Annotated in this window: 12 protein-coding genes and 1 pseudogene; all 13 read right to left on the reverse strand. The window is 34.7% G+C overall.

Features of this window, described 5'->3' with window-relative positions:
• Positions 1-13 precede the first annotated feature (13 nt).
• A complete protein-coding gene (locus tag G631_RS20475) occupies positions 14-1,030 on the reverse strand; it encodes a TylF/MycF/NovP-related O-methyltransferase (RefSeq protein ID WP_051197342.1) in 1,017 nt (338 codons plus the stop codon).
• A gap of 12 nt (positions 1,031-1,042) precedes the next feature.
• Complete coding sequence (locus G631_RS20480; protein WP_051197343.1) at positions 1,043-2,203, reverse strand: glycosyltransferase family 2 protein; 1,161 nt, start codon at positions 2,201-2,203, stop codon at positions 1,043-1,045.
• 45 nt (positions 2,204-2,248) lie between these two features.
• Positions 2,249-3,331, reverse strand: a complete 1,083-nt coding sequence (locus G631_RS0116645) for a radical SAM protein (protein ID WP_026490400.1) — start codon at positions 3,329-3,331, stop codon at positions 2,249-2,251.
• Positions 3,332-3,370: 39 nt separating this feature from the next.
• On the reverse strand, positions 3,371-4,906 hold the full coding sequence (locus G631_RS19645) for a glycoside hydrolase family 99-like domain-containing protein (RefSeq protein ID WP_051197344.1): 1,536 nt from the start codon (positions 4,904-4,906) through the stop codon (positions 3,371-3,373).
• 103 nt (positions 4,907-5,009) lie between these two features.
• On the reverse strand, positions 5,010-5,186 hold the full coding sequence (locus G631_RS21045) for a hypothetical protein (protein WP_155833955.1): 177 nt from the start codon (positions 5,184-5,186) through the stop codon (positions 5,010-5,012).
• Entirely contained in the window at positions 5,179-5,763 is a 585-nt protein-coding gene (locus tag G631_RS0116660; RefSeq protein ID WP_026490401.1) for a hypothetical protein, read from the reverse strand. The genes G631_RS21045 and G631_RS0116660 overlap by 8 nt, the downstream gene beginning before the upstream one ends.
• Positions 5,764-6,125: 362 nt before the next feature.
• Positions 6,126-6,929 (reverse strand): annotated as a pseudogene (locus G631_RS21445) (glycosyltransferase WbsX family protein).
• 68 nt (positions 6,930-6,997) lie between these two features.
• Positions 6,998-8,167, reverse strand: coding sequence for a glycosyltransferase family 2 protein (locus G631_RS0116670; RefSeq protein WP_026490402.1), 1,170 nt, complete (start codon positions 8,165-8,167; stop codon positions 6,998-7,000).
• Positions 8,168-8,228: 61 nt separating this feature from the next.
• Positions 8,229-9,335: a non-hydrolyzing UDP-N-acetylglucosamine 2-epimerase gene (wecB, locus tag G631_RS0116675; RefSeq protein WP_026490403.1), complete on the reverse strand. Its 1,107-nt coding sequence runs from the start codon at positions 9,333-9,335 to the stop codon at positions 8,229-8,231.
• A 23-nt stretch (positions 9,336-9,358) separates the two neighbouring features.
• Complete coding sequence (locus tag G631_RS20495) at positions 9,359-10,441, reverse strand: glycosyltransferase (RefSeq protein WP_051197347.1); 1,083 nt, start codon at positions 10,439-10,441, stop codon at positions 9,359-9,361.
• A 21-nt stretch (positions 10,442-10,462) separates the two neighbouring features.
• Complete coding sequence (locus G631_RS0116685; RefSeq protein WP_026490404.1) at positions 10,463-11,398, reverse strand: radical SAM protein; 936 nt, start codon at positions 11,396-11,398, stop codon at positions 10,463-10,465.
• A gap of 46 nt (positions 11,399-11,444) precedes the next feature.
• Positions 11,445-12,449 carry a polysaccharide pyruvyl transferase family protein gene (locus G631_RS0116690; protein WP_026490405.1) on the reverse strand — a complete coding sequence of 335 codons (1,005 nt, stop codon included), beginning with the start codon at positions 12,447-12,449 and terminating at the stop codon, positions 11,445-11,447.
• On the reverse strand, positions 12,449-13,573 hold the full coding sequence (locus G631_RS0116695) for a hypothetical protein (RefSeq protein ID WP_026490406.1): 1,125 nt from the start codon (positions 13,571-13,573) through the stop codon (positions 12,449-12,451). The genes G631_RS0116690 and G631_RS0116695 overlap by 1 nt, the downstream gene beginning before the upstream one ends.
• Positions 13,574-13,649 lie beyond the last annotated feature (76 nt).

Raw genomic sequence — 13,649 nt, forward strand, 5'->3', positions numbered from 1 at the left:
GCCACTCCGCTTATCATTTCATCACAATAAGTGTTCCTGCTCTATCTGCAATTGGTACGCATTTTAAATCAAATCTATTGTCTTTTTCGTACCTTCTGACCGCTATCTCAACACCTTCCAACGAAGCCGTATGATAATCATGTATAAAAATAGCCCCGCCTTCACTTAACCGTGGATAAAAGAACTTTAAACCCTGATATGTTGATTCCTCAAAGTCGACATCAAGAGATACAAATGCAAATTTCTCTTCATAAACTTTCTCAGGAATGGAGCTTGGGAAAAAACCCTTGCAAATCACACCTTTTTTAGGATAAGGAAGAGCACTCATTACTGCGTCCTCTCCGCTTATCTTGTGTGCTTCTATAAAAGATTCATCACAATAACCGTTCTCAATTTCTCTCCTGGCTTCTTCATCATTAAATCCTTCAAACGTATCAAACAAGTAAATCTGCCTGTCTGGAAAAATATCATTAATCAGCGCTGAAAAGACTCCTCTGAACACTCCAAGTTCAGCCACCGCTCCCTCTATATTCTTTCTTCTAATCTCCTTGGCAACAAACTCAAAAGTGCGAAATCTAAAATACTCATCCAAGTATTCAGAACCACAAAACATTCCGGTTCCTACACGTATAGCCTCGTCCACTTTGTCATATTCATTTCGCTTCGTTATAACATATTTTCCAAAAGAGAGATTTTCATAAAGTTTTCCATCGACATCTTTTAGTCTCTCAAATGCTTCCTTGCAAAGAGTCTCTGCATTGTTGTCTGTTAATACAATTTTTTCCCATGGAATACGTAAATTGAAACATTGTTTAAGTATCTCTATATATGCCTTGCTACATATAACAAGATAATCAGCACTTAACAACCTTTCAGCGATTTCATCTGGATGTAATATTTTCATCCCCTTATATTCAGTTTTACTCAAATCGCTGTCTGCAAAGAACAGGATTTCACAATTTCCAAAACATCCGTTATTAAGATAGTACTCTGTTCTGCCACCTGTACCCCACAATATTATTTTACGCATATCCGTTCTCCATCAGAATTTGACACAATCAATTGCCCACACAATTTTTTCTCGCTCAATACCAATAGAACTCAGCTCATTTATTACTGCCTCAGCAATACTTCCGTTTTCAATTGCTATTACAACATAGTCAAAATCAAAATCGGTAATCTGCCAAGGTTTGGCTATCTTAAACTCTTCAATATTACCTTCAACGTTCTTATCTATCCATGCGACTATTCTGTACGCAGGATTTTTCTTTAATTGAGAAAGATACATTTTCCCTATCTTACCTGCTCCATACAATATAATCCTGCTGTTATATGGAACACTCGAATAAGGGAAAAAATAATACCTTCTTGGTATTTCTTCACCATAAGCCCGCAATCGTAAATTCACACTATAGGCATAAAAATAATCTATTTGCCTCTTAATATCTTCATAATCATCAAACTCTGCCAACAAATGCTCATACAGCTCATATAATTTTTGGGCATAATCTTGCTTTTTAAAGTATGGCGCCACCTGAGAATCAGCTCGTTGTCTATGATAATAGGCTCCTCTTTCAATAAAGATTGCTGAATTAACCTCCTTCATAAGAGGGTATAGAATCGCCACATCCTGACCATAATTACCAGTCAAATAACTTGATTTTTCTACATATTTCTTCAGCAAATCTTTCTTAAAAATCTTGTTGCATAAAGACGGGTCCAACCCAAATCTACTATCTGGAACACTCCAAATCATCGTTGGAAATATTTCATTCAATATTCGTTCACGAGAATATTCACCAGAAAAATACGTTTCCTCTTTGTACACATTTTCATCTGAGAAATACCTGAAAATAGGATAAACAATTACGTCTGGTTCTCTACACAATAATTCACTAATGCTATCGTAAGTTCCTGCTTCAATCCAATCATCCGAATCCACTATAGTAATATATGTACCTTTAGACTGTTCAATGCCGTAAGAGATAGCAGACATAACTCCACCATTAGGCTTATGAAAAGTCTTAACGTTGTCGTGGTCATTTGCATATTCATCGCATATTGCGCCTGATCCATCATCTGATCCATCATCAATAAGCAATAAATTCACTATTATATTTTTGTTTGATAAGATACTATCGAAGCATTTCTTCAGGTATGGTGCATTATTATATACCGGAATAATTACATCTAAAGAATTCATTTCACCCCTTCGAACGATATTAAATGGTTTCCATTTGAGAAATTATCATATAGCAAAATCTTCGCATTTAACGTTTTTGCTACATACCCCCCACTCGATCATATTCTTTACACAATGGCTGCAAAGAGGAACTTCTTTCTTTAACGCATCTAGCAATTCTTTGCCTGACGGGCAATCTCTTAATAACATGATTCCCTCATTAGGTAATTGTGTTCCAAACTTTTCATTGAAGGCGTCAATATACATTAAAGTTGGACATCTGGCAATTTTTCCATTCCACAATGTAATACATCCGTCAGAAATACAAAGTCTCTCACTTGTTTTAGCTACACAAAGTGAAAGAGGCTTATTAAACTTCTCCTTCGTTGTAAAAGATCTTATTTCATATACTATTCCAAATCCATCCAACTTATCGCAGATAGCATCAATAATCCTATGTGTGGGTTCATATTCCGATATACTTACTTTTACTTTGTTATCCGCTATACTCTGTAAAACAGCATCTGATGAATTAGGAATCAAGAGGCCATTAGTCACAATTACAATATCAGTTTCAGGCAAAATAGTTCTTGTTTCTCTAACATATTCTCCAAGTTGCGGATTCAAAAATGGCTCTCCACCTAGCAAATTGAATTGTACTGGGTGAATTCCCTTTTTCTTGAAGGTTCTAATATCCTCGATTCTTGCTGAATAATCCGGAATCTCTTTTTCAAATATAGGTGAAAAATGAGCACAGCCAATGCAATTAAGATTACATGCATCCATAACATGCATTTCCATATGCTCTATCATATTTTCTTGCCAGGCTGAGCAGCTTATACATTGCTCATAAAAAAAATCTTTACCAAAATATCTCTTTTTCTCCTTAAACCACCAGATGTCTTTGAATCCCTTTTCTTTGAGTTCAAGAAATACTTCTTGTGCAATATTAAAACAGTTAATTGCTATGATAATAGTCACTTCACGGTCTTTAACATCCTCAAGTCTAACGATTGGTACACCGTGGCAATTGCCTTCTTTGGATTTATCAATATAATATTTTGGTGTTACATTCGAATTCTTATAAAGGCTTAGAATCTCATATAATTCTTCACCTTTTTTACCAGCTCCATAAACGAATACACTCATCCCATCACCTGACCAATATTTCTTTCCAATCAGAAAACATCACAATTGTATCAAGTCCCTGGCACCTACTATTTCACCAGCAAAGTTTTCTTTTATAAGCCTTTCCTTTATCTGTTCAAAATTTGAAACCGCTGTAATGATGATGCCGTCAACAGCTTCTAGTTGTTCTTTATGCGCTATTATTCTGACTTCTGTTCTTGCGTTGCAACTTGAACTATTTTCAACAATATATGACGGTTTATACCCATCCTTACTCAGAGCACCAAATAGCTCTTTTCCAAGCACACCGTATCCATATATTGCAAAACTTTTCCATCCCCTGTGAGATATGAAAGATGATAGTCTTCCGCCATTTGAAGTATACTCAAGCCACTTGCTCAAAATGTCTATGTTCACATTAGCACGCTGATACTTATCAAATAGTTTTCTATATTCTTCATAGGCTCCTTGTAATAAGCTATCTGAACTGTTTTCATCCTGGCTTTCAAATTCTAGCTTTGCCTTTGATACTTCCTCTAGATATCCATATCCATCAGCGCAATCTGGTTCGAGATGCATCCCCTCTCCCCATTCGTTCCAAGCATTTACAAATACAATATTGCTTCCATATGAGGCGCTCTTTTTCATAAGGCCAAGCATCGTTTTTCCGAACAATTCAGGTGTGCTATTCTCAATCACCACACCATTCTTCCCTTTCCTTGGTGTAGTATCAAAACCGGTTATACCACAGAAGTACGGCTGAATCTTGTATTCACTCTGAATATTAAGCATGTCTTCACAAAAAAGATCGTATCTTATCCTCTTTGGTGTTTCACCGTTACTAGCGCTTCCAATCCCCAATCTCGTCATGGTTCTTGCCGGTTGCCTGAATAATTGACCGTCTATTATTCCCTCAAGATTACTTCTACATTCTCCCCCTATAACATAAATTCCAGGAAAGCCATATTCATGCGACATATCTTGCCATAGCTCTATCATTTCACGAATGCAGGCAATATCATCCACTCTGTAAATAACAATAAGTGGCTTTCCATCAACCTTTATGTACCTGTCATCCACAAAAAACTGTGCAAGATATTTAAAATGCGCCTTCCATTCCAATGGTCCGCCGTAATCCTGAAGTAATAGTACCCCATCGTCATCTGCGTTACTATTACTTTCAGCTGTATCAACCCATGAATTGGCATTTTTACTTATGTTGCTCCAAGATCTCGCCCAAGATTCATTAGCCCAACAAAAACAAAAAGACATATCAATATCTTTCCACTTAAGCAAATTCTGCTCTGGTTTTTCCAGAATTCTCCTTCCATCTTCAAACCAATAATGATACATGCAGATTCCATCGACACCATACTGATGCATTAAATCTGCCTGCCACACCATTGTATTCTTTTCTAATAAATCATAATAATTCTCGTTTAGTGGAATATGGGGCTGATAATGCCCGTCGAAAAGAGGCTTAGCGTTTCTTGCGCTAACCCAATCAGTAAATCCCTCACCCCACCAGGCATCATTTTCAGGAATTCTATGAAATTGTGGAAGATACATTGCTAGTACTTTAGGAGAACTATTCATTTGTTATCCCTCAATATCACTAATACTCTATTCGTTTATTATTCCAAATAAAAAACTCCTGATACAGTCGTCTACTGCATCAGAAGTTTCAGTAATCATACTATTAATAATCTAGAAGACACTTAATTGTCCGCTTAACAGGCTTCTTCTCTTGAGGATGATCTTTCATCTCTTCATAAAGTCTCTGAAGTTCTCTCTCTATCTCTTCCTGTGACATCTGCATGTATTTATCTGAAATGCCATGAGAATCATCTTCAAAATATTCTTTTTCTTCAATCATCCAGTGTCACCTCCTTATAATGTATATCGAAAAATTGTTCACAATACTTAATCGCAAGCGTTCTCGCTTCATCCTCATTATATCCACTCTGACGGTACATAGCAACTTTTAGTTCAAAATAGTCCTCGCTAATAGAAGTTTCACTAGAATAAACATAAACTCTTCCATTATGTCCAACAACTATCCCAAGCATATAACCATGCTTAAAATTTGAATTAAAGTCTGCTGCACTTGGAGGTAGTCCAGACGGATGCGAATGTATTGTTATAAGTCCTTCATACTCCTTAATCACCCTTCTGACGCTGTCGGAATAAGATATCTTCTCCTCAACCTTACTATCCGTTATTTCAGCTACAACTGTGCACGTTTCAGGATCAATCCAATACATATCTTCAAAAGTAGAACCTGATCTATGCAACAACATCTTTTTTGACAGTTGATAAAACAATCGATTCAATTCTTTAGACTCTGTAAGTTTATCAAACTTATTTCTGTATTCGCCGCTGGATATATAAGTCTTATCAACCGTTGTCTTCTTATTACGTCCCGCTCGTTGCTCTTCTTTCTCTTCTTGCATTCACACATGCTCCTTCCTCAAAATATAAAACCAAATTCATTGAAAATAAGCATATGCAGAACGCATAGCCTTTCCAGATTGGAATTGATACTGCTGTAAACGCAGCCAAAGTACAATAACACAATCGGAAAGATATTGCAAGAATATAGAAAACACCTGATGCAAATTATGGAGTTATCAAGGAGCTCTTTTATACTACTCTTATCTCTATTATAAACCGTTTTATCTTAATACCATATACTAATTAACTAAATTCTGTCTAAGCAAAGAATCTGACTGTTTTTTATTATTATTCACTCTTCGTTTTCTGCGATTCCAAGCTTCTTTGGCTTCTGCATAATCCTTGTAATGAAATAGCTTTATTATGGCTTGTAAAACTCTGCGTAATCAAATGTAGTATGCTTTTCTCCACCATAAACAACTTTTCTGAATGGGAACACATCTTTCCTCTTATCTTCTGGAAATGTTCTCAAAGTCGCAAATGGCTCAAAATCATAAATTGCATCAATTCCATTTGATAATCTCTCTGGATGGTTATCCCCTCTATTGGCTGCAATATAATATAATCCATCTTCAAAGCCATTCTCTTTTGCAAGTTGATTCCAAAGACAAATCATCTCCCCAAGACATCCAATGTCCTCAGCACAATAAAATCCAAATACTGGTTTTCCATCCAGCTTTACATACTCTTTTCGATTAAAAAAGTTCAGAAGATAGTAAAAATGTTTTTCCCACTCACTTTCATCACCATAATTCTGATCAATCAATATATTTTTACTTCCTCTTTGTCCATCCCAGCGTCTCGTCCACGGTTCATTTGCCCAACAAAAGAAAAACTCCGCGGGTATTTCTTCTTCATCCAAAAGTCTTTCCACCGGTTTTTCAAGCAATTTTTAACCATCTTGAAACCAATAGTGATAAAAGCAAAAACCTGATAATCCATATTCTCTTGCCAACTGCATCTGCTTTGGCAATTCTAACGGATTCGACAAATCGTAGTACTCATTGTTTAATGATGTTAGAGGCTGACAAAGCCCCTCAAATAAAGGTTTCGCCTTTCTAACATTAGTCCACTCAGTAAAGCCCTCTCCCCACCATGCATCATTCTCAGGAATCCTATGAAATTGTGGAAGATACATAGCTAGTATTTTGGGGGAATTATCCATTCGCTCAGATTCCTTTTATGCTAATCGTCGCAATAAATTAATCACAGGAACGACACTAATTATATATCTTACATTATTCTCTTTGGCTGTTCCCATATTATTTGATTTTCAGGAAAACTCTTTGTTAATTCGCGCTTTATTTCATCAGCTACGTTTTTATTCATAATCGCTATTACTATTTTGTCAAATTTAGTTTCTGACAAACTATCTACTGGCATGGGAGCTATACCACAACAGGTTCTCTTTTCTTTATACTTCTTATCTACCCATACTGAAATTGAGACAATTCCACTTCTAATGACATCACTGACGTATGATTCTCCCACATCTCCGGCACCATAAACAGCAATAGCCATACCTCTTTCAAGCAATTCATAGGGAAAATGATATCTAATTGGAGTTATATGAAAACCATATTGCTTACTAAAAAGATATTCCAAAAAAACCCTCATATAATTGTCTACCTGCTCAGACATCATATGCGATACACCTAAGTTTTCAAAGATTTTTCGTATTTTTATATTAAACTTCTCAAGTTCTTCATATTTTTGGTTGACATTACTTCGAACGCAAGAATTATCATGAATCATATAATGATAATATGATGTATTCGTAATAAATAATTTTTCACATATAAATATGGCAGGATACGAAATCATAGCATCTTCGCCCAGCGATACTCCACCCATATCATCATTTGCTATTTCAAAATATATATCCCTTCTCATAATTTTGCAGCATAATGAAGGATCAAAACGCCTATCATTTATTCTTGCATCATGCATCATATTAGGAACTATTACATTTATAATTTTATCCTTTGCATATAATCCATCATCATATAAATGCTTTATTTCTCTTGGGTTTATGTCACCTTCCATGACATACGACCATGCAATCATATCCAATTTATATTCATCTACTATTTGAATTAACTTGTCATATGCATCATCCTCAATCCAGTCATCTGAATCTATAAATGTAACATATTCGCTGTTAGTCGCCTTAACTCCTATATACCGCGTTTCAGCTATTCCTGAATGACTCTTATGAATTATTTGAACATTTTCATCTTTTCCCAACAATTCTTCGGCTAATTCCAAGGATCCATCAGTGGAGCCATCATCTACAAAAACTAATTCATAATCCAGATTGCCTTGCCTTTTCAAACTATCAGCGCACCTTTTCAGGTACTCTCTCGAATTATACATTGGTATAACCACCGCTAATTTATGCATACTTGTATTGTCTCCAAATTTTTAAAAAACAAATAAGCTCAAAAATGCTCGTAAAAATTCATTATTCCTCTACCATACGCTTCCGAAGTATATCCACTATCATCTCTCCTGCATTGCCATTCCCGTACACAGTGCTTCTTTTTCTCATAAATTGATAATCATCGTCATTATCAAGCAGATTATAAACTGCCTTCTCAACCTGTATATTGTCTGTTCCAACAACTTTTAATGTTCCTGCTTTTACTCCCTCAGGTCTTTCTGTAAAGTCTCTAAGCACTAAAGTAGGTATTCCTAAAAAAGTAGCTTCCTCTTGAACTCCTCCACTATCTGTCATTATCAAGTAGGCTCTAGACATCAAGTTATGAAAATCTACAACAGATAGTGGGTCAACTAACTTAATATTTCTCACATCATTGAAGCACTCTTCTGCAAAAGCAATGATCTGAGGATTTCTATGAACCGGATAAACAATCTTGATTTCAGACCTATTAGATACTATGCTCCTTAAAGCACCAAATGCCGATTCTAAAGATTTTCCTAGATTCTCTCGTCTATGCATCGTAAAAAGAATAAGTTTCGAGTCTCCAATCCAATCAGTTATCTCATTAGCATAATCTTCTTTTAATGTATACTTGAAAGCATCTATTCCCGTATTCCCAGTTATATATATGTTTTCAGCTTGTTTTCCTTCTTTTATTAGGTTATTTTGTGCTTCCTCTGTAGGCGCAAATAATATATCTGAAATACTATCTATGCTTTGTCTATTAAACTCTTCAGGATAAGGATTAAACGAATTATATGTTCTTAATCCAGCTTCTACATGAACTACTCTAATCCTTTTGTAAAAACATGCCAGCGCAGTCGCATATGCGGTTGTAGTATCTCCATGGACTATTACAAATTTCGGCCTTTCTCTATCAAGAACTGTTTCTATTTTATTTAATACATTAGTAGTAATCTGGAAGAGCGATTGCTTTTCTTTCATTATGTCTAGATCTATATCTGGAATCACATCGAATATTTCAAGCACTTGATCCAGCATTTCTCTATGTTGACCGGAAACGCACACCACAACCTTGAAAAAGCCACTTTGCTTGAGCTTATTTACCAACGGACACATCTTTATAGCTTCCGGTCTCGTTCCAAAAACCACCAATACTTTTTCCACTTTGTTGCCCTTTCTAGATATAATCAAAAGAGAATGCTAAACTCCATATTAAAAGTTGAAAGTTCAAGCTGCTCTATTACTTCTTCCAATCCTTTTCCAGTTATAGCCACTACTACATTCTTCTTTAAGTCTATCATTTTTTCAAAGCTAATTATCTTCTTGTCGAAAAACATCTCTCCTTCACGTTCTTTGTTATTATCTGCATAGGCATAAATATTCTTGTAAGCGTTATATGCTTTTGCCCCCATTGTCCCAGCTCCAAAAATCACTATTTCCTCAGAATTATCCATGTCTTTTTTATACTTTTTCCATATAGAGTAATCTGATAATGATTTTCTTATATCAGTTATGTCTCCCCCCTTAGCTAAATAATCAAGTATAAATCTATTAACATATCGCCTATCGTTTTTTACTATCTGGCATATTTCCCCAAAATGCTTAGTTTTTGTCTTTACTACTTGCTCATCCACTAACTTCTTCATTGTTGCCGTTAAGCTTTTATTATGCCACCTATAATCATACAGGACCTCCGGTATTCCAATGATATTACCTTTAAAAGACAGTCTAATCCAATAATCCCAATCTTCCGCGCCAAATAAGTCTGTATCATATTTCCCAACAATATCAGCAAAATCCCTTTTGTATAAAAAACATGCACCAACTATATTAGACCTATACAGTTCTTCATACTCAAAATTTCCAATAATGCGTAATGATTTCCCGTTTTCATCCATATAATTCATTCCAGAATACACTAGAGCCGCCTCTCTATGTTTTTCCAATGTATCCTTTAATAAACTCAATGCATTTTTTCTGTACCGGTTATCATGGGATGTCCAAGTAAAATACTCCCCTTTAGCCTCAGCAAATCCAATATTAAGACTAGCCGGTAGTTTCATATTATGTTCATTCTTGATAACTCTGATTCTAGAATCTTTTTCCTTGTATTTTTCTATTATCTCTCCTGTATTATCTGTAGAGCAGTCATTGACTATAATTAGTTCCCAATTTATATATGTTTGATTTAATACGCTATCTATTGATTCCTCCAAGTATTCCCCTCCATTAAATACTGGTAACACAATAGAAATCAATTTTTCAATCATATTACTACCTCATTTTTAGTCTCAAAAAGAAAAATCTTTATATTCAACTTGTTTCTCTTCGCGATATTTCTTATTTCTTTCAACATATCCAATGAGGCTATTAACACTAGGAAATGAATTGTCTCCTCTAAAAGGATATGATATTAGCGATTGGCACAACTTCGAACACTTTTTCCGCCTCTTGTCTCGTTTAATATCGCCCTCAAAGAAATTGCCTCTTGATTTAGAATCTATGCAGCTAGTAATATTTCCATCATAACCGATAGTAAACATATCCATTCCCGCACTGCACAAACTAGGCTCCTTTTTCCCCCTAAGCCACATCCACTCATCTGGAGAAATAAATTGTTGAATAAACATTTGATATTCCTGATATTTTTCATAATTCGGATTATTAGCATAAGCAAAGTCACCAGCAATATTGACAAATACACCAATATCTTCAAATTTCTCTATAAGATTCATAACTGTCATTCCATAATCGTCACGTAAGTGTTCCAAATTGTATTTACTAGCGACAAAGTTTACCATGCCAACCATATCTAACTCTTTTAAGAGTTTTACCTTTCTAAACTCTTCATCTAGAGTGTGATATGGCATGTGGTATGAACAATTAAGTTTAATCTTATTGCTGGGACACTCCTTAGCAATTTTCTCCGCGAAAAAAGTATTGGTATCTATTCTAAATCCAGAAATGATATGATCCATTTTCACCCATTCCTTAAGCACTTTATAAGTACCATTTATACTGAATGGTTCTCCCCCCCACATATAAGGTTCAATATAATAGTCTGAAAATTTTTCCATGCCATTTACCCATTCCTCAACGGAATGATTGTCGAACATTGTTTTTTCATATTTTTTTTCACCATCAGCCAAAAAACAATATGCACATCTAAAATTGCATCCCATTGTAGGTACAAATCTAAAAAGTAACGTATCTTTTACATTTGCCATGAATTCGCTCTCCTTGTTTTGATGTGTCATTTTATAATTTCATTATCTACGAAAAATAATCATTAAGGTAAGAATACATATTACTAGACTTTTCCCTAAGTCTTTCCACATTTCTAGCTATAATATCTATATAATATTTTTGCTTTTCCCTGGCCTTTTCAATTTTTTCAGGAATTTTATTAAGTTCATCAAGTTCCACTGCTAATTCATCTATACCCAAATCAGTCACCAATGATTTTACTTTTTGATGATAAACAATCGGAATAGGAATTACGCCTAAAACAGCAGCTACCAAAATAATATGAAATCTCATGGCAACCAGATATTTGCATCTTCTGATTTCATTTATTGTTACTTCAATCTTTTCTCCCCTGTCTAAAAAGGGATAACACTTTAAAACATCAATATTCCCTATATTCCTTATTTTCTTCCACTGTTCATCACTAGAATCAGGAATAACAATCGAAATATCACATTTTGTATTCAATTTATTAAGCACATCTGCATCAAAATCTTTCATCAGATCCTTGAAAGGCAAATCCCTAAGGTTGATTCCAACTTTGTTTTCAATGTGGCAGCCAAATTTTAGAATTTCACTATTGTAAAAAACACAGTCTGCGCTTAATTTTACCTTGCCAGAAATAGTATATTCATGCAATCTCCTCTGAGAATAAGAATCACGAACATAGAAAAATTCTGCATTGTTTATCCAAAATTCTATCTGTTCAGCATAATTTGAATAATCAAAAACTGAAACTCCAAGACCAACTACACCATAGGGAACTTTTAAGAATTCGTAATCTTCCTTAAAATGCCGTATAACATTTGGCAAGCCTCTCTCAACAATTCCGCCTCCAGCAAACAGTAAGAAATCATGATTATTAGCTTCTTCTATTATCTCAATACAAGGTTCACCCACCTCATAAGAATCTACCTCTATACCCTTTTTTAGAAAAAAGTCTCTCGATGTCCTATACAACAGAACATCTCCAAAATTGTCGCCTTCCTGATACCACAATATCAGCACTTTTTTCACCTTACTTCCAACCATTATCCATTTTCCTCAAAAAGCATACATCCTAACGAATTATCTACAACTCCTTCTATAAATTCATCTAAACCGATACTTTGAATAGACGCCGCCATGCCTAATAAATTGTGTTTTCTTCTGTCCTTTTTCAAATTGGAAAGTAGCACATCTATTGTTAGTTTTTTCTTTTCATATATCGTCACAACGCCTCCAACATCGCGCAGTACGTATTCAACCCCTACATCATCTATAGCATGCACATCGTTTCCCACCTGATATATAGTCGGAATACAAACAGGCAATAAAGAAGATTTTTTTTCATTATGTAGCCTGACTGATTGTAATGTGTTTTCTTTCATGTCAAAAACTACAATTTCTGGAACATCCGATCTCGACAAATACAGGTTCGAGCCAATAATTACGCTTTCAAAAAAAATGCCATAATGCAAAGTCTCGGTGGTTTCAGCCAAGACATATTCCTTAAAATGCTCACCATCCATTTCATATTCAATAAGTTTTCCGCATCTGCCTACAATCCACATATTTTCATTGTAGAAAATATCGGTCACCCCATTAATATCATATGGTAACAGGATTTCTTTTATATTCCTTTGTTTCAAATTATATTCCAACAACTTATTTTCATAACTGAGTCCCAAATATATTTTATCTGCTATTTTACATGCACCTTTATAAACATATGGCGGTTCACTTTGTTTTAATAATTCATCAAATACATCATATTCAATAAGTTCTTTGCTTTTAGTTTTTACTTCGACTATGTATTTATATCTGCATGGAATTAAAAATACCGAATCACCTTCAACCAAAGCCTGGTAAAAAAAGCTACTACATCCAACACTAGCATGTGGCAAATCTAAATACTCACATTCTTCACTAATCAAATTATAAATAGCTATTTTGCTAGCTACAAATGGAACACAAACAAGGTAGTTACTGATTTTAATAGTCATCGAAAACATATTTGTCTCACATAAGTTTTCGATACTAAAAGGAGCTAAATATTCAAGAATATCATTATCCACATCCATATGAAATAAGCCATTAAAAGTAATAGATGAAAACCATACATTCTTGTCACATACTGCAGGCTTATAATAGACTATATTTTTATAAAGACTCATCCTTCCTCCAATAGAATGCACATTTCAGCCTTGTCATATACGTTATACTGATATAAATTATTATAATACAAAGAAA

It is taken from the genome of Butyrivibrio sp. XBB1001, assembly GCF_000424505.1.
Classification (GTDB): Bacteria; Bacillota; Clostridia; order Lachnospirales; family Lachnospiraceae; genus Butyrivibrio.